At 59.7% G+C, this 18,406-nt stretch carries 13 protein-coding genes; 8 read left to right on the top strand and 5 right to left on the bottom strand.

Features of this window, described 5'->3' with window-relative positions; genetic code table 11:
• Positions 1 to 237: 237 nt before the first annotated feature.
• From A8O26_RS04405 to A8O26_RS04395, 3 genes are read right to left on the bottom strand one after another with little or no spacing between them, the layout of a single operon-like run.
• On the bottom strand, positions 238 to 1,224 hold the full coding sequence (locus A8O26_RS04405; protein ID WP_064116937.1) for an alpha-L-glutamate ligase-like protein: 987 nt from the start codon (positions 1,222 to 1,224) through the stop codon (positions 238 to 240).
• Positions 1,224 to 2,759: an inactive transglutaminase family protein gene (locus A8O26_RS04400; RefSeq protein ID WP_064116936.1), complete on the bottom strand. Its 1,536-nt coding sequence runs from the start codon at positions 2,757 to 2,759 to the stop codon at positions 1,224 to 1,226. Before A8O26_RS04400 ends, A8O26_RS04405 begins: the two co-directional genes overlap by 1 nt.
• A gap of 5 nt (positions 2,760 to 2,764) precedes the next feature.
• Positions 2,765 to 3,301 carry an ATP-dependent zinc protease family protein gene (locus A8O26_RS04395; protein WP_053116866.1) on the bottom strand — a complete coding sequence of 179 codons (537 nt, stop codon included), beginning with the start codon at positions 3,299 to 3,301 and terminating at the stop codon, positions 2,765 to 2,767.
• Positions 3,302 to 3,592: 291 nt separating this feature from the next.
• Between A8O26_RS04395 and A8O26_RS04390 the strand changes: the two genes are divergently transcribed.
• The 6 genes from A8O26_RS04390 (at position 3,593) to prpD (ending at position 12,390) form a co-directional block, all read left to right on the top strand.
• A complete protein-coding gene (locus tag A8O26_RS04390; RefSeq protein ID WP_172828118.1) occupies positions 3,593 to 4,315 on the top strand; it encodes a GntR family transcriptional regulator in 723 nt (240 codons plus the stop codon).
• A complete protein-coding gene (prpB, locus tag A8O26_RS04385; protein ID WP_064116935.1) occupies positions 4,312 to 5,205 on the top strand; it encodes a methylisocitrate lyase in 894 nt (297 codons plus the stop codon). Before A8O26_RS04390 ends, prpB begins: the two co-directional genes overlap by 4 nt.
• Positions 5,206 to 5,343: 138 nt before the next feature.
• Complete coding sequence (gene prpC / locus A8O26_RS04380) at positions 5,344 to 6,471, top strand: bifunctional 2-methylcitrate synthase/citrate synthase (RefSeq protein ID WP_064116934.1); 1,128 nt, start codon at positions 5,344 to 5,346, stop codon at positions 6,469 to 6,471.
• Positions 6,472 to 6,612: 141 nt separating this feature from the next.
• Positions 6,613 to 9,207 (top strand): Fe/S-dependent 2-methylisocitrate dehydratase AcnD, encoded by a 2,595-nt coding sequence (gene acnD / locus A8O26_RS04375; RefSeq protein ID WP_064116933.1) that lies wholly within the window; start codon positions 6,613 to 6,615, stop codon positions 9,205 to 9,207.
• Between the two features lie 54 nt (positions 9,208 to 9,261).
• On the top strand, positions 9,262 to 10,464 hold the full coding sequence (prpF, locus tag A8O26_RS04370) for a 2-methylaconitate cis-trans isomerase PrpF (protein ID WP_064116932.1): 1,203 nt from the start codon (positions 9,262 to 9,264) through the stop codon (positions 10,462 to 10,464).
• A gap of 441 nt (positions 10,465 to 10,905) precedes the next feature.
• The gene (prpD, locus tag A8O26_RS04365; RefSeq protein ID WP_064116931.1) at positions 10,906 to 12,390 is read left to right on the top strand and encodes a 2-methylcitrate dehydratase; all 1,485 of its coding nucleotides are present in this window, start codon (positions 10,906 to 10,908) and stop codon (positions 12,388 to 12,390) included.
• Here prpD and A8O26_RS04360 read toward each other — a convergent pair.
• Entirely contained in the window at positions 12,383 to 13,312 is a 930-nt protein-coding gene (locus tag A8O26_RS04360; RefSeq protein WP_064116930.1) for a DMT family transporter, read from the bottom strand. The two genes, prpD and A8O26_RS04360, sit on opposite strands and share 8 nt — an antisense overlap.
• Before the next feature lie 90 nt (positions 13,313 to 13,402).
• On the opposite strand from A8O26_RS04360, the gene A8O26_RS04355 reads away from it, so the two are divergent.
• Positions 13,403 to 14,812, top strand: coding sequence for a PLP-dependent aminotransferase family protein (locus A8O26_RS04355; protein ID WP_064116929.1), 1,410 nt, complete (start codon positions 13,403 to 13,405; stop codon positions 14,810 to 14,812).
• A 115-nt stretch (positions 14,813 to 14,927) separates the two neighbouring features.
• On the opposite strand, the gene ppsR is transcribed toward A8O26_RS04355, so the two are convergent.
• On the bottom strand, positions 14,928 to 15,746 hold the full coding sequence (gene ppsR / locus A8O26_RS04350) for a posphoenolpyruvate synthetase regulatory kinase/phosphorylase PpsR (RefSeq protein ID WP_064116928.1): 819 nt from the start codon (positions 15,744 to 15,746) through the stop codon (positions 14,928 to 14,930).
• Positions 15,747 to 15,920: 174 nt separating this feature from the next.
• On the opposite strand from ppsR, the gene ppsA reads away from it, so the two are divergent.
• Positions 15,921 to 18,296 (top strand): phosphoenolpyruvate synthase, encoded by a 2,376-nt coding sequence (gene ppsA / locus A8O26_RS04345; RefSeq protein ID WP_064116927.1) that lies wholly within the window; start codon positions 15,921 to 15,923, stop codon positions 18,294 to 18,296.
• Positions 18,297 to 18,406 lie beyond the last annotated feature (110 nt).

Genomic DNA, 18,406 nt, shown 5'->3' with positions numbered 1-18,406 from the left:
GGTGGGGATTGTAGTCCTCTCTCGGCTATCAGATCAAAATCAAAAGCCTGCCCCCTCACCCCAACCCTCTCCCCCAGGGGGGCGAGGGGGAAAGGGAGCAGATCTTCATGCTTTTCAAAGCCTGAGTTCGACTCAAGACGTTCAGGTCGGCGTACCTCGAACATCCACCTCGGTCAGTCCCCTCTCCCTCGGGGAGAGGGATAGGCGGGCGGCGTTCCGATGAGGGGCTTTTCAGCTTCAGCCTTCGACAGCAGGAATATGCCCAAACATCTCCTGCGTAAACGCCACCCGCTCTTCAACCGATTCCGTCACCCCACGCGCCTTCAGCTCTTCCAGTCGCGCTTCCACCGCATAGGTACGCAACGTCAGCCCACAATCATTGGCGATCTGAATATTCAGCCCCGGCCGCGCATTCAGCTCAAGAATCAGCGGTCCTTTCTCCTGATCCAGCACCATGTCCACACCGATGTAACCCAGTCCGCACAGCTCATAACAGCCGGCAGCGAGTTTCATGAAACCGTCCCAGTAGGGCAGTTGCACGCCGTCCACCGCGTTGGTGGTGTCGGGGTGTTTGGTGATGATGTTGTTCAGCCAGGTGCCACGCAGGGTCAAACCGGTGGCCAGATCGACACCGACGCCGATGGCGCCCTGGTGCAGGTTGGCCTTGCCGCCGGACTGCCGGGTCGGCAGGCGCAACATCGCCATCACCGGGTAACCCATCAACACGATGATGCGGATGTCCGGCACGCCTTCATAACTGATGCTTTTGAAGATCTGATCCGGCGTTACCCGGTATTCGATCAGCGCCCGATCACGGTGGCCGCCGAGGGAATACAGGCCAGTGAGGATGCTGGAAATGTGATGCTCAAGCTCTTCGTGGGCAAGGATCTTGCCCGACACCGTGCGATAGCGACCCTCGAAACGGTCGGCGACAACGATGATGCCATCGCCGCCAGCCCCCTGCGCCGGTTTGATCACGAAGTCGCTGCGCCCGCCGATGATTTCGCCGAGCTTGTCGATTTCCTTCTCGGTGGAAATCACGCCATACAATTCCGGCACGTGAATGCCGGCTTCGATCGCGCGTTCCTTGGTGATGATCTTGTCATCGACGATCGGGTACAGGCTGCGCTTGTTGTACTTGAGCACGTAGTCGGCGTTACGCCGATTGATGCCCATGATGCCCCGCGCTTCCAGCGCCTTCCAGGTCTTCCAGAAACCGAACATCAGGCGTCAGCCTTCTTCAGGAAAGCCTTGAAACGCACCAGTTCGGTCAGGCGGTAGCCACGATAACGACCCATCGCCAGCATGAAGCCGACCAGAATCAGCAGAATCGCCGGGAAGGTGAATACGAAGTACACGAGTTCAGGCACGGTCATGATCAGGTGTGCCAGGGACGCGGCGAACAGCGTACCGATGGCGACTTTCAGCGCATGGTTGGCGCCGCGTTCTTCCCAGGTGATCGACAGACGTTCGATGGTCATGGTCAGAATCACCATCGGGAACAGCGCCACGGACAAGCCGCGCTCCAGACCGAGTTTATGGCTGAACAGACTGATTGCCGCGATCAACACCACGACGAAGGTCAGCACCACCGAGAGTCGCGGCAGCATTTGCAGCTTCAGGTGTTCCAGGTACGAACGTAACGACAGGCCCAGCGCCGTGATCACGGTAAACAACAGAATGCCGAAGCCCAGCTGCGTTTCGCGGAAGGCGAGGGCGATCAGGACCGGGGTGAACGTGCCGAGGGTCTGCAGGCCGATCAGGTTGCGCAGGATCAGGATCACCAGCACGCCGATCGGGATCATCACCATGATCATGAACGTTTGCTGAGTCTGCAGCGGCAAGCCGTACAGCGAGTATTCGAGGAAGTTGGCGTCGGTGTTTTCGTCGGTCAGCTTGGCCAGACGAATCGCGTTCATCTCGCTGTTGTTCAGGCTGAAGGTCACGTTGGCTTTTTTGCCGCCGTCGACGGTGATCAGGTTTTCATCGCCGGTCCACCACAGCAGGCGGTCGGTCGGCAGGCCTTGCTCGCCGGTTTCCGGGTTGAAGTACAGCCAGTCGTTGCCGTTGAAGCTGCGCAGCCATAGTTCCGGCATTTGCGGCTGATCGGCGACGAGGCGGATGGTGTGGACTTTTTCCACCGGTACATGAGCGATGGACAGCAGCAGTTCGACGATTTTGGCTTTGTGCGCGGTCGACGGATCGCCGGCCAGCAGCAGCTTGACGTTGTCATCGTTGAGGTTGTTGACGCGTTTGATCGCCTCGCCGATGAAGGTTTCGACGTCGGCCGAGTGTTGGCGGATCGGCGCGAGCAGGGCTTCGGCGGCGATTTTTTCCGGGCCTTCGATGGCGATGCTGTCGCGGAAGGTCGGGCCTTTGATCTTGGTTTTTTCGGCGGTGTAGCGCTTGGTCAGCACCAGACGGTAATAAAGGGTCTGGTTGCCCTTGGCCCGACGTGCCGACCAGGTGACCTTGCGGTTGCCGTCGACACGATTCACGGCGACGCCGTAATTATTCGAGATGAAGCTTTCGTTGAGGCTGACGTAATCGCGGCTCAACGGTGGTACGAACATCTGGATCTTCACCGGATCCTTGGTGCTGGCGACGAACTCGACTTTGGCGTCGATGTTCCACAAGTCGTCGGTCGCATCTTCGGTCACCGGGATGCCGAGCACGAAAATCTGATAGGCCGTAACCGAAACGCCCAGCAACACCAGAATGGTGATCAGGATTTTCAAGTGGAAGGTTAGAGAACGCATGGAAATTACTCGGCGGTATGAGCGGCGATGGTGCAGGCGGGTTTGCCGGCAGCGTATTTAAGACTGGGGTCGACCAGCGCGTCGAAGCGTTTCAGCGCTTCGGAGCCAATCAAAAGCGGGTATTGGAACGCACTTCGGTCGGTCAGGTTCACTTCGATGCTGCGCATTGCCGTGCCCATGCAGATATCCAGCTCGATCACCGGACGGGCGGTGTACTTTTTGCCTTCCTCCGGGTCGTAGTCGCCGGCGCGGCGTTTGATCTTGCTGACCCGGGCCAGCGGCCGTTCGATCGGGTGCGAATGCGCGGCGTCGATGGCCAGGTAGAAACGTACCCAGGACTCACCATTGCGTTTGAAACGTTTGATGTCGCGGGCACTCAACGAGGCGGTTTTCGCACCCGTATCAAGTTTGGCCGCGACTTCCAGATTGATGCCGTCAAGCGAAGCGTATTCGTTGAGGCCGTACACGGTTTTTTCCCCCGCAGCGGCAAGGCCGGGCAGGCAAAACAGGGCAAAGAATGTGGGAAAAGGCTTGAGTCTCATAAATCCTGGTGCGCAGCGTTCCGTGGTCGGTTCAGGCCCTTGGCAAAACTTGCGCAAGACCCTTCGTGTGCCTGGCAGCTTTTTATGACAAGCCGTACAAATGGCCAGCAAATGCGGGCGGCATTCTAGCACGGTGGTTTTATGGCGCCAGCGCCCGAGCCGGTCTATAACCCTTGGGGATGTCAGCAGCTGTTATTAGACGATTGTCGACAATATCTATTTATCCTTTGACTGATGCGGGCGAATTGGCTAGTTTTTGCCGCATTGGATTTGAAGGTGTCGACAATCATGCTGGATCAACTCGATCCCCCGGTCATCAGCGGCGACGATTCCGAGACACTCTCGGAAAACGTCTTCCGGCGCATTCAGGCGGCCATCGTCAAAGGCGAGATCGCTCCGGGCAGCAAGATTTCCGAGCCGGAGCTGGCGCGCACCTACGGCATCAGCCGTGGGCCGTTGCGTGAGGCGATTCACCGTCTGGAAGGCCAGCGCCTGCTGGTGCGGGTGCCGCATGTCGGCGCGCGGGTGGTGTCGCTCAGCCACGCCGAATTACTCGAACTCTACGAAATCCGCGAGTCCCTCGAAGGCATGGCCTGCCGTCTGGCGGCCGAGCGCATGAGCGTCGAAGAAATCGACGAACTGCGTCGCGTACTGGAAACCCACGAGCGCGACGCGGCGTTTCAGGCCGGCGTTGGCTATTACCAGCAGGAAGGCGATTTCGACTTTCACTACCGGATCATCCAGGGCAGCGGCAACCGCACGCTGACGCAGATGCTCTGCGGCGAGCTGTATCAACTGGTGCGCATGTACCGCATCCAGTTTTCCACCACGCCGAACCGCCCGCGCCAGGCCTTTGCCGAACACCACCGGATTCTCGATGCCATCGCCGACCGTGACGGCGAGCTCGCGGAATTGTTGATGCGCCGTCACATCGGCGCCTCGAAACGCAACATCGCCCGTCATTACCAGGACGGCGCCCACAATAAGACAGCCACTGAACGAGGTGAGTCATGAGTTCCAAGCACAGCACTCCAGGCCAGCGTTTCCGCGATGCGGTCGCCACCGAGCACCCATTGCAAGTGGTCGGCGCGATCAACGCTAACCACGCGCTGCTGGCCAAGCGCGCCGGTTTCAAGGCGATCTACCTGTCCGGCGGCGGGGTGGCCGCAGGCTCGCTCGGCGTGCCGGATCTGGGCATCACCGGTCTGGATGACGTGCTGACCGACGTACGCCGCATCACCGATGTTTGCGATCTGCCACTGTTGGTCGACGTCGACACCGGTTTTGGCTCGTCGGCGTTCAACGTGGCGCGCACGGTCAAGTCGATGATCAAGTTCGGCGCTGCGGCGATTCACATTGAGGATCAGGTTGGCGCCAAGCGCTGTGGCCACCGTCCGAACAAAGAGATCGTCAGCCAGCAGGAAATGGTCGACCGCATCAAAGCCGCCGTGGATGCCCGAACCGACGACAGCTTCGTGATCATGGCGCGCACCGATGCGCTGGCGGTGGAAGGTCTGGAATCGGCACTGGATCGCGCTGCGGCGTGCATCGAGGCCGGCGCCGACATGATCTTCCCGGAAGCCATCACCGAGCTGGAGATGTACAAGCTGTTCGCCAACCGTGTGAAAGCGCCGATCCTGGCCAACATCACCGAGTTCGGCGCGACGCCGCTGTACACCACCGAGCAACTGGCTGGCGCCGACGTGTCGCTGGTGCTGTATCCGCTGTCGGCGTTCCGCGCGATGAACAAAGCGGCGGAAAACGTCTACACCGCGATCCGCCGCGACGGCACGCAGCAGAATGTCATCGACACCATGCAGACTCGCATGGAGCTTTACGATCGCATCGATTACCACACCTTCGAGCAGAAGCTCGATGCGCTGTTTGCACAAAAGAAAGGCTGAACACGACCCCTGTGGGAGCGAGCCTGCTCGCGAAGACGGACTGACATCCAACATTGATGTCGACTGATCCAGCGCTTTCGCGAGCAGGCTCGCTCCCACAAGTTTCCCCATACAAATTCAAAAAGATTGGAGAACACAATGGCCGAAGCAAAAGTACTCAGTGGCGCCGGGCTCCGTGGCCAGGTTGCCGGGCAAACCGCACTGTCCACCGTGGGCCAGGCCGGTGCCGGGCTGACCTATCGCGGCTACGACGTGCGTGAACTGGCAGCCGATGCACAATTTGAAGAAGTCGCGTACCTGCTGCTGTACGGCGAGCTGCCAACCCAGGCGCAACTCGACGAATACCAAGGCAAGCTGAGCAAGCTGCGCGACCTGCCGCAAGCGCTGAAAGAAGTGCTTGAACGCATCCCCGCCGACGCCCACCCGATGGACGTGATGCGCACCGGTTGCTCGTTCCTCGGCAACATCGAACCGGAGAAAGATTTCTCCGAGCAGCGCGACAAGACTGACCGTCTGCTCGCCGCATTCCCGGCGATCATGTGCTACTGGTATCGCTTCAGCCACGACGGCAAGCGCATCAACTGCGTCAGCGACGAGCCAACCATTGGCGGCCACTTCCTGCACCTGCTGCACGACAAGAAGCCGAGCGAACTGCACGTCAAAGTGATGAACGTTTCGCTGATTCTTTACGCCGAGCACGAATTCAACGCCTCGACGTTCACCGCCCGCGTTTGCGCCTCGACCCTGTCCGATCTGTATTCCTGCGTGACCGCCGCCATCGGTTCGCTGCGCGGTCCGTTGCACGGCGGCGCCAACGAAGCAGCGATGGAAATGATCGAGCGCTTCTCGTCGCCGGAAGAGGCGATCAAAGGCACCCTCGGCATGCTCGAGCGCAAGGACAAGATCATGGGTTTCGGCCACGCGATCTATAAGGACAGCGATCCGCGCAACGAGGTGATCAAGGGCTGGTCGAAAAAGCTCGCGGACGAAGTCGGTGACAAGGTGTTGTTTCCGGTTTCCGAAGCCATCGACAAGACCATGTGGGAGCAGAAGAAACTGTTCCCGAACGCCGATTTCTACCATGCCTCGGCGTACCACTTCATGGGCATTCCGACCCAGCTGTTCACGCCGATCTTCGTCTGCTCGCGCCTGACCGGCTGGGCTGCACACGTGTTCGAACAGCGCGCCAACAACCGCATCATCCGTCCAAGCGCCGAGTACGTCGGCGTTGAACAGCGCAAGTTCGTGCCAATCGAACGTCGCTGAATGGTGAGTGCCAACCATCGGCATTGAAATTACCCAGATCCTGTGGGAGCGAGCAAGCTCGCTCCCACAGTGGTCGGTGTGAATTTCGAGGTCGGTGCCCGGCCCACCCTTTGAAACTACCGTGACCCGAGTCCTGACCCGATGAACACAGAATTCCGTAAAACCCTGCCCGGCAGTCCTCTGGATTATTTCGACGCCCGCGCGGCGGTCGAGGCGATTCAGCCCGGCAGTTACGACACTCTGCCGTACACCTCCCGCGTGCTGGCGGAAAACCTTGTGCGTCGCTGCGACCCGGCCACGCTCACCGATTCCCTCAAACAACTGATCGAACGCAAACGCGACCTCGATTTCCCGTGGTTCCCGGCGCGGGTGGTCTGTCACGACATTCTCGGCCAGACCGCACTGGTCGACCTCGCAGGCCTGCGCGACGCCATCGCTTTGCAGGGCGGCGACCCGGCGCAAGTCAATCCGGTGGTGCCGACGCAATTGATCGTCGACCATTCGCTGGCGGTGGAAGCAGGCGGTTTCGACAAGCAGGCATTCGAGAAAAACCGCGCCATTGAAGACCGTCGCAACGAAGACCGTTTCCACTTCATCAACTGGACCAAAAAGGCTTTCAAGAACGTTGATGTGATCCCGCCGGGCAACGGCATCATGCACCAGATCAACCTGGAGAAAATGTCGCCGGTGATCCAGGTGCGTGAAGGTGTGGCGTTCCCCGACACCTGCGTCGGCACCGACAGCCACACCCCGCACGTCGATGCTTTAGGCGTGATCGCTATTGGTGTCGGCGGCCTCGAAGCCGAGAGTGTGATGCTTGGTCGCGCGTCGTGGATGCGTCTGCCGGAAAGCGTCGGCGTCGAACTGACCGGCAAGCTGCAACCGGGCATCACCGCCACCGACATGGTGCTGGCGCTGACCGAATACCTGCGCAAACAGAAAGTCGTCGGCGCGTGGCTGGAGTTCTTCGGCGAAGGCGCCGCTGCGCTGACCCTCGGCGACCGCGCAACCATCTCCAACATGGCCCCGGAATACGGCGCCACCGCAGCGATGTTTTACATCGATCAGCAGACCATCGACTACCTGAAACTCACCGGTCGTGAAGACCATCAAGTGCAGTTGGTCGAGCAATACGCCAAGCTCACCGGCCTCTGGGCGGACAGCCTGAAAGGCGCGCAATACGAGCGCGGTCTGACCTTCGACCTGTCGTCGGTGGTGCGCAACATGGCCGGCCCGAGCAACCCGCATGCTCGCGTCGCGGTATCGGACCTGGCGGCCAAAGGCATCTCCGGGCAGTGGGATGACGTGCCGGGGCAAATGCCTGACGGCGCAGTGATCATCGCCGCCATCACCAGTTGCACCAACACCAGCAACCCGCGCAACGTCATCGCCGCCGGCCTGCTCGCACGCAACGCCAACAAGCTCGGCCTGACCCGCAAACCGTGGGTGAAATCCTCGCTGGCGCCGGGTTCGAAAACCGTCGCGCTGTACCTCGACGAAGCGGGGCTGACCACTGAGCTGGAGCAGCTCGGTTTCGGCGTCGTCGCCTTCGCTTGCACCACCTGCAATGGCATGTCCGGCGCGCTCGATCCAGTGATCCAGCAAGAGATCATCGACCGCGATCTGTATGCGACCGCCGTGCTTTCTGGCAACCGCAACTTTGACGGCCGCATCCACCCGTACGCCAAGCAGGCGTTCCTCGCGTCGCCGCCGCTGGTGGTGGCTTACGCCATTGCCGGGACCATCCGTTTTGATATCGAGAAGGATGTCTTGGGCGTGGTCGACGGCAAGGAAATCCGCCTCAAAGACATCTGGCCGAGCGACGAAGAAATCGACTCCGTTGTGAAGTCCTCGGTCAAGCCTGAGCAGTTCCGTCAGGTCTACATTCCGATGTTCGCCGTCCACGAAGACACCGGTCCGAAAGTCACGCCGCTGTACGACTGGCGCGAGATGAGCACCTACATTCGCCGTCCGCCGTACTGGGAAGGCGCACTGGCCGGCGCGCGTCCGCTGAAGGGCATGCGCCCGCTGGCGGTGCTGCCGGACAACATCACCACCGATCACCTGTCGCCGTCGAACGCGATCATGCTCGACAGCGCCGCCGGCGAATACCTGGCGAAAATGGGCCTGCCGGAAGAGGACTTCAACTCGTACGCCACGCACCGTGGCGACCACTTGACCGCGCAGCGCGCAACCTTCGCCAACCCGAAACTGTTCAATGAAATGGTCGTGGAAAACGGCAAGGTCAAACAGGGTTCGCTGGCGCGGGTCGAACCGGAAGGCAAGGTCATGCGCATGTGGGAAGCCATCGAGACCTACATGGAGCGCAAGCAGCCGCTGATCATCATTGCCGGTGCCGATTACGGTCAGGGATCGTCCCGTGACTGGGCGGCGAAAGGCGTGCGTCTGGCCGGTGTCGAGGCGATTGCCGCTGAAGGTTTCGAACGCATTCACCGCACCAACCTGGTGGGCATGGGCGTGTTGCCGCTGGAGTTCAAGCCGGGCACCGACCGTCACACCTTGGCCATCGATGGCAGCGAAACCTACGACGTGATCGGCGAGCGCAAACCGCGCGCGGATTTGACGCTGGTGATCCATCGCAAGAACGGCGAGCGCGTTGATGTACCGGTGACTTGCCGTCTGGATACCGCTGAAGAAGTGTCGATCTACGAGGCCGGCGGCGTGTTGCAGCGTTTCGCTCAGGACTTCCTTGAAGAGTCGGCGGTTGCCGTTTAAATCAACTGATGTGGGCATGGGATTTCAAGTCCCATGCCTTCGGTAAGGAGCAATATGGCTCACGCAGCTACTTTCGCACCGCAGATCAAAATCCCTGCCACTTACATGCGCGGTGGCACCAGCAAAGGCGTGTTTTTCAGCCTCAAGGATCTGCCCGAAGCGGCGCAGATTCCCGGCCCGGTTCGCGACGCTTTGTTGCTGCGCGTCATCGGCAGCCCCGACCCGTACGACAAGCAAATCGACGGCATGGGCGGCGCGACATCCAGCACCAGCAAAACCGTGATTCTGTCGAAAAGCATCAAGGCTGATCACGATGTGGATTACCTGTTTGGCCAGGTCTCCATCGACAAGCCGTTCGTCGACTGGAGTGGCAACTGCGGCAACCTCTCGGCAGCGGTTGGTTCATTCGCCATCAGCAACGGCCTGGTCGACGCCAGCCGCATTCCGCACAACGGTGTCGCGGTGGTGCGCGTGTGGCAGGCCAACATTGGTAAAACCATCATCGCCCACGTGCCGATCACCAACGGCGAAGTGCAGGAGACCGGTGATTTCGAACTCGACGGCGTGACCTTTCCGGCGGCCGAAGTGCAAGTCGAATTCATGGATCCGGCGGCGGAAGAAGAGGGCGGCGGTGGTTCGATGTTCCCCACCGGCAACTTGATTGATGAGCTGGAAGTGCCGGGGGTTGGCACGTTCAAAGCGACCATGATCAACGCAGGTATTCCGACGATTTTCGTCAACGCCGCAGACATCGGCTACACCGGTACCGAGCTGCAAGGCGCGATCAACAGCGACCCGAAAGCATTGCAGATGTTCGAGACGATTCGGGCTTACGGTGCGCTGCGCATGGGCCTGATCGCCAATCTGGATGAAGCGGCGAAACGGCAGCACACGCCGAAAGTCGCGTTTGTCGCCAAGCCTGCAGATTACGTGGCGTCGAGTGGCAGAGCGATTGGTGCGGGTGATGTGGATTTGTTGGTGCGGGCGTTGTCGATGGGCAAGTTGCACCACGCGATGATGGGCACGGCGGCGGTGGCGATTGGTACGGCGGCGGCCATTTCCGGCACCTTGGTGAACCTCGCGGCGGGTGGTGTTGAACGCAATGCCGTGCGCTTCGGGCATCCGTCCGGGACGTTGCGTGTTGGCGCTGAAGCCAGTCTGGAAAACGGCGAGTGGGTGGTGAAGAAAGCCATCATGAGCCGCAGTGCGCGCGTGCTGATGGAAGGTTACGTGCGCATTCCGGGTGATTCTTTCTGATTTGAGATTTTTTACCCTCATCGGAACGCCGCCCGCCCAGCCCTCTCCCAGAGGTAGAGGGGGCCGACCGAGGTGTCTTGGGTTGTACATCGACCTGAAAGATCGAGTCGATTATGGATTCAGGGCACCGACCGAGGTGTCTTGGGTTGTACATCGACCTGAAAGATCGAGTCGATTATGGATTTTAAGGGCCGACCGAGGTGTCTGGGATGTTCATCGATCTAATCGATTATGGATTCAATGGAGATCGCTCACGTCGGTGAACCTCTAGAGCATCCCCCAATCGGTTCCCTCTCCCTCGGGAGAGGGCTAGGGTGAGGGGCTCTCCCACTGAAAAAACACAAAAAGAGCAGGCACCCCAGACCTGCAATCAACCAGACCAAACCAGCCAAGCCCTGAGGAAGACCGCACCACTCATCATTTCCGAACAGGAGAACCGCAATGAGCGCCAACGTCGACCTGAACAACCGCCCCGACTACGACCAGGTCCTGCAGGACATCGCCGATTACGTCCTCACCTTCAAAGTCACCTCTGCCGAAGCCCTCGACACCGCCCGCAATTGCCTGATGGACACGCTGGGCTGCGGCCTGCTGGCCCTGCGCTTTCCGGAATGCACCAAGCATCTCGGCCCAATCGTCGAAGGCACCGTCGTGCCGTTCGGTGCGCGAGTCCCAGGTACGTCTTATCGCCTCGATCCGGTCAAAGCCGCGTGGGACATCGGCTGCATCGTCCGCTGGCTTGACTACAACGACACCTGGCTCGCCGCCGAATGGGGCCATCCCTCCGACAACCTCGGCGGCATTCTCGCCGTCGCCGATCACCTCTCGCAGAAACGCGTGGCCAACGCGCAAGCGCCGCTGACCATCCGCGACGTGCTCGAAGCGATGATCATGGCCCACGAGATTCAAGGCGTGATCGCCTTGGAAAACTCCTTCAACCGCGTAGGACTCGATCACGTCATTCTGGTGAAAGTCGCTTCAACCGCCGTCACCGCGAAACTGATGGGCGCCGATCGCGAGCAACTGTTATCAGCCTTGTCCCATGCATTCGCCGATGGTCAGGCGCTGCGCACTTATCGTCATGCCCCCAACGCCGGCTCGCGAAAATCCTGGGCGGCGGGGGATGCGTCGAGTCGCGGCGTGCGTTTGGCGGATATCGCCATGCGTGGCGAAATGGGCATTCCCGGCGTGTTAACCGCGAAGCAGTGGGGCTTTTATGACGTGCTGTTCAGCCACACCAACAGCGATCTGACGCTGAAACCGGAAGATAAGCGCGCCTTCAGTTTCTCGCGACCCTTCGGCAGTTACGTGATGGAAAACGTCCTGTTCAAGATCAGCTTTCCTGCCGAATTTCACGCGCAAACCGCCTGCGAAGCAGCCGTGACACTGCACCCGCAGGTGCGCAATCGCCTGCACGAAATCGACAAGATTGTCATCACCACCCACGAGTCGGCGATCCGCATCATTTCCAAGGTCGGGCCGCTGGCGAATGCCGCCGACCGCGACCACTGCATCCAGTACATGACCGCCGTGCCGCTGGCGTTCGGCAATCTGGTCGCCGAGCAATACGAAGACGATTTCCACCGGGCGCATCCGATCATCGATGTGCTGCGCGAGAAAATGGTTATCGTCGAAGAACCGCGTTTCACCCGCGAATACCTGGAGCCCGACAAACGCTCGATTGCCAACGCCGTGCAGGTGTTTTTCAAGGACGGCAGCAGCACTGAAAACGTCGTCGTGGAATACCCGATCGGTCACCGTCGTCGCCGTGCCGAGGGCATTCCATTGCTCGAAGACAAATTCAAAGCCAATCTGGCTACACGTTTCACCGGTCAGCGCAGCGGCGAAATTTTCGCGTTGTGCAAGGATCCGGCGCGGCTTGAAGCGACGCCGGTCAATCGCTTTGTGGATATGTGGGTTATCTGAACCACTTTTCCACAGGCAGTTTGGTGATCGCAAAACCGCTCAACAAAATCGCCGAATAGATCATCAGCTCCCGGGACAGGGTTTGCCCCTCGTACCAGGCGCCGATGATCACGGCGAACACCGGGAAAATGATAAACACGAACGACAGAATGATCGGGCTCAAGCGTTTAAGCAGCAAAAAATAAACGATGAATCCACCGACCGAAGCCACCAGCCCGAGATACAGCAGGGCGCCCCACGAGCGTGTGGTCACTTGCGCAAACACTGGCGCCTCAACGCTCAAGCCGACAATAAATAACATCAACCCAGCGATACCGATCGGCAAGGTGTTGTAGGTGATCACGCTGATCGCGCTGCCGTGCTTTTTTGTCACCACGTAACACAGCGCATGCATCACTGCCGCACACAGAATCGCCAGCACTCCCAGCCATTCGGCCTGATCCAGATGCAGCCCCTGGCTGCGAATGATCATGAACAGGCTGCCAAAGCCGATGGCGATGCCGAGCATCTGCGAGGGGTAGATTTTCTCGCGCAGAAACAGCGCGCAAAACAGCAGGATAAACACCGGCATGCAACTGAACAGCAGGGCGGTCAGACCCGATGACACGTGCATCTCGCCGTAGTTGAGCAGGTAGTAGGGCAGGCTGAAATACGACAGCGTGACGAACACAAAGAACCAGCGGCTTTGCCGAGGGAACAGCAACGGTTCCTTGCGCACCATGGCGAAGCTCAGAAACAGCGGAAAAGCGATCAGAAAGCGCAGGCCGGCGGCGGTCAGCGGCGGCACACTTTCCACGGCAATTTTGATCCCCAGCCACGTGGTGCCCCAACTCAGGCAGACGATCAGGAACAGCGCGCTGGTGATCAATCCGGCGAGCCACGGTTTGCTGATGTTTATCGGGACGCTGACAGCTGTAGACATGGTTTGTACTCCGAACGGCAGAATTGACCTGATCACAGAAACAGTCTATTTCTGATTGAACCTGTTTCAAGCACGCTATTCGGGGTGACAATGACTGTCAAAGTAAGTATTGCCATGGTGTCAATCCTCCGTGACGGTCTCGTCAACGGCGTCGGCGTGAAGTACAAGCGCCTTGCAGACGGCGTTGCGCAGGCCATCGAGGAAGGTGTGATCGAGGCAGGCTGTAAATTGCCGCCGCACCGACTGTTGGCCGACAGCCTGGGCGTGACCATTGGCACGATCAGCCGTGCCTACGGTGAGCTTGAACGTGTGGGATTGGTCGTTGCCCGCGTAGGCGATGGCACTTACGTGCGTCAGCGCGGCGTGGATCAGGCGCAGGACAAAGGCTTTCGCAATGTCAGCGATGAGCCGCCAACCTGCTTCGACATGAGCCGCAATCAGCCGATTCCGGGGCAGGAGACAACCTTCATCAGCCAGAGCCTGCAAGACCTCGCCAATGAGCCGGGCGTCTTGCGGCAGCTGTCCGGGTACACCGCCGAGGGTGGCATGGCGCGGCATCGCGTGGCGGGCGCCGTTTGGCTCAGCCATGGCGAGTTCGTACCGCACGCCGATCAAGTGCTGTGCGTCAACGGCGGCCAGCATGGCTTGCTGTGCGCGTTGATGGGTTTGCTCAAGGCGGGGGACACGCTGGTCACTGAGCATTTGTCCTACCCCGGTTTGATCAGTGTCGCTCGTCAGCTCGGGATAAAACTGATCGGCGCAGCGATGGATGACGAAGGACTTTTACCTTCGGCGCTGGAGGACATCTGCCGTCAGCATCGCGTTTCGGCGCTGTATTGCACGCCGACGATCCAGAATCCTACGGCCGCTGTCATGTCGATCACCCGGCGCGAGGCGATTGCCGATATCTGCCGCCAGCACAATCTGCTGATCATCGAAGACGAAGCTCATGCGGTACTGGATCGCCAGCGCCCGTCACCCCTGAGCCATTTCGCCCCGGAGCGTTCGATACTGATCGGCAGTTTGAGCAAGGCTGTTTCAGCGGGGCTGCGCGTCGGTTATCTGCATGCGCCGCAAGCGTTGATCGGGCGTATCAGTTCAGCCATTCGCAGCACCTGCTGGATGGCTAATCCTTTATCGATGGAAGTGGCGAGCCTGTGGATCGAAAACGGCATGGCTGAGCGTTTGCTGGACGAGCAGATCAGCGAGATTGCTCGGCGTAAAGCGCTGGTCGCGCCTGTTCTGCAGGGTTTGAATTACAAGACGCACACCTTTAGCCCGCACTTCTGGGTGGAAGTCCCCGAGTTGTGGCGCGCATCGCAGATTGCGGCGGAGTTGAAGGAAAACAATTATCTGGTCGCCACCGCTGAGGCGTTCGCGGTCGGGCATACGGCGGTGCCGCAGTTTATTCGGGTGAGTGTGTGTAATGCGGTGGGGGATGATCGGTTGTTGCTCGGCGGGTTCGAAGCGTTGGCGCGGGCATTAACCGAGACCGTGTAATCGTTCTTCGCGAGCAGGCTCGCTCCCACAGTGGACCGCATTCTTTCAGTTGGAATGCATTCCCCCAGGTGGGAGCGAGCCTGCTCGCGAAGGCGTCGGATCAGGCAATGCAGAACTATTTGAAGCGCCGCTCGACACCTTTCTCCACCAGAATCTTCGCCGAAATCTCTTCCACGGAAAAATGCGTGGAGTTGATGTTGGGGATGTTCTCGCGGCGGAACAGATTCTCCACTTCGCGCACTTCGAACTCGCACTGGGCGTAGCTCGAATAACGGCTGTTGGGCTTGCGCTCGTTGCGGATCGCGGTGAGACGGTCCGGGTCGATGGTCAGGCCGAACAGCTTGTGCTGATGGGCGCGCAAGGCCGACGGCAGGGTCAGGCGCTCCATGTCGTCTTCGGTCAGCGGGTAGTTGGCTGCGCGGATGCCGAACTGCATGGCCATGTACAGACACGTCGGCGTTTTACCGCATCGCGACACGCCCACTAGTATCAAATCGGCTTTGTCGTAATAGTGCGTTCGCGCGCCGTCGTCATTGTCGAGGGCGAAGTTCACCGCCTCGATGCGCTCCATGTAATTGGAGTTGTGCCCGATCGAATGGGATTTGCCGACGGTGTAGGAAGAATGCTCGGTCAGTTCCTGCTCCAGCGGGGCGAGGAAGGTCGAGAAAATGTCGATCATGAAACCATTGGACGTTGCGAGAATCTCACGGATGTCCTGATTGACGATGGTGTCGAAGATGATCGGACGAAAGCCGTCGGTTTCAGCGGCTTTGTTGATTTGTTGTACCATGGCCCGCGCTTTTTCAACGCTGTCGATGTACGGTCGCGTGAATTTGCTGAAGGTAATGTTTTCGAACTGCGCCAGAAGGCTTTGACCCAGGGTTTCGGCAGTGATGCCGGTGCCATCGGAGATGAAGAAAGCAGATCGTTTCATTTGCACCTTGGGCCTTAAGCTAATGAGCATTTCTGGATATGATAGGCGCGATTTGTCGGCCGCGACTGGCCCGCATTCTCACTTATTTTCCAGGTCCAGGCCATACAACCGGCCAAGGCTCCCCCGGGCCGCCGGTTTCTGAGCTTTTCCAACACAGTTAGTGGAGAGATCACCTTGGTAGAGTACGTAGTTTCCCTCGATAAGCTCGGCAAACACGATGTTGAGCATGTGGGGGGCAAGAACGCATCCCTGGGCGAGATGATCAGTAACCTGGCAGGCGCCGGTGTTTCGGTCCCCGGCGGTTTCGCCACGACGGCTCAGGCTTATCGTGATTTCCTCGAACTGAGCGGCCTCAACGACCAGATCCACCAGGCCCTCGACGCGCTCGACGTTGACGACGTCAACGCCCTGGCCAAGACCGGCGCGCAGATCCGTCAATGGATCATGGACGCCGAATTCCCTGAAAAACTGAATGCCGAGATCCGCACTGCGTTCGCCGCGCTGTCGGCCGGCAACCCTGACGTGGCCGTGGCCGTGCGTTCTTCCGCCACCGCCGAAGACTTGCCGGACGCCTCGTTCGCCGGTCAGCAGGAAACCTTCCTGAACATCCGTGGTGTGGAAAACGTTATCCGCGCCGCCAAAGAGGTGTTCGCTTCGCTGTTCAACGACCGTGCGATTTCCTACCGCGTGCACCAGGGCTTCGACCACAAACTGGTCGCCCTGTCGGCAGGCGTGCAGCGCATGGTGCGTTCGGAAACCGGCACTGCCGGCGTGATGTTCACCCTCGACACCGAATCCGGCTTCCGTGACGTGGTGTTCATCACCGGCGCCTACGGCTTGGGCGAAACCGTCGTACAAGGCGCGGTCAACCCGGACGAATTCTACGTACACAAGGGCACGCTGGAGGCCGGTCGTCCGGCGATCCTGCGTCGCAACCTGGGCAGCAAAGCCATCAAGATGATCTACGGCGACGAGGCCAAGGCCGGTCGTTCGGTCAAGACCGTCGATGTCGACAAGGCTGAGCGCGCGCGTTTCTGCCTGAGCGACGCTGAAGTCAGCGAACTGGCCAAGCAAGCGATGATCATCGAGAAACACTACGGCTGCCCGATGGACATCGAGTGGGCCAAGGACGGTGACGACGGCAAGCTGTACATCGTGCAGGCGCGTCCGGAAACCGTGAAAAGCCGCACCCAGGCCAACGTCATGGAACGTTACCTGTTGAAAGAAACCGGCACCGTGCTGGTGGAAGGTCGTGCGATCGGCCAGCGCATCGGCGCCGGTAAAGTACGCATCATCAAAGACGTCTCCGAGATGGACAAAGTCCAGCCGGGCGACGTACTGGTGTCCGACATGACCGACCCGGACTGGGAACCAGTGATGAAGCGCGCCAGCGCCATCGTTACCAACCGTGGCGGGCGTACCTGCCACGCGGCGATCATCGCGCGTGAGCTGGGTATCCCGGCAGTGGTCGGTTGCGGCAACGCCACCCAACTGCTGAAGGATGGCCAGGGCGTGACCGTGTCCTGCGCCGAAGGTGACACCGGTTACATCTTCGAAGGCGAACTGGGCTTCGACATCAAGAAGAACTCCGTCGACGCCATGCCGGAGCTGCCGTTCAAGATCATGATGAACGTCGGCAACCCGGACCGCGCCTTCGACTTCGCGCAGCTGCCGAACGCCGGTGTCGGCCTGGCCCGTCTGGAATTCATCATTAACCGCATGATCGGCGTCCACCCGAAAGCGCTGTTGAACTACGACGGTCTGCCGCAGGAAATCAAGGACAGCGTCGACAAGCGTATCGCCGGTTACAACGACCCGGTCGACTTCTACGTCGACAAACTGGTGGAAGGCATCAGCACCCTGGCGGCGGCGTTCACGCCGAAAAAAGTCATCGTGCGTCTGTCGGACTTCAAGTCCAACGAATACGCCAACCTGATCGGCGGCAAGCTCTACGAGCCGGAAGAAGAAAACCCGATGCTGGGCTTCCGTGGCGCTTCGCGTTACATCAGCGAATCGTTCCGCGACTGCTTTGAACTCGAATGCCGCGCGCTGAAGCGTGTGCGCAACGAGATGGGCCTGACCAACGTCGAAATCATGGTGCCGTTCGTCCGTACTCTGGGCGAAGCCAGCCAGGTAGTCGATCTGCTCGCCGAAAACGGCTTGAAGCGCGGCGAGAACGGTCTGCGCGTGATCATGATGTGCGAACTGCCTTCCAATGCGATCCTGGCTGAAGAATTCCTCGAATTCTTCGACGGTTTCTCGATCGGTTCCAACGACCTGACTCAGCTGACGCTGGGCCTGGACCGCGATTCCGGTATCATCGCGCATCTGTTCGACGAGCGTAATCCGGCGGTCAAGAAGCTCTTGGCCAACGCGATTGCCGCGTGCAACAAGGCCGGCAAGTACATCGGCATCTGCGGTCAGGGTCCTTCGGACCACCCGGATCTGGCCAAGTGGCTGATGGAGCAGGGCATCGAAAGCGTGTCGCTGAACCCGGATACCGTGCTGGAAACGTGGTTCTTCCTGGCGGAAGGCCAGACACCGGCTTAAAGAGTATGTGAACGGCCCGCTTTCCTTGTGGGAGCGAGCCTGCTCGCGAAGACGGAGCAACATTCAACAGTGATGTTGGCTGACACCCCGCTTTCGCGAGCAGGCTCGCT

This window comes from Pseudomonas fluorescens (assembly GCF_001648775.1).
Taxonomy (GTDB): domain Bacteria; phylum Pseudomonadota; class Gammaproteobacteria; order Pseudomonadales; family Pseudomonadaceae; genus Aquipseudomonas; species Aquipseudomonas fluorescens_M.
This window is presented reverse-complemented; position numbering and strand designations above follow the sequence as displayed.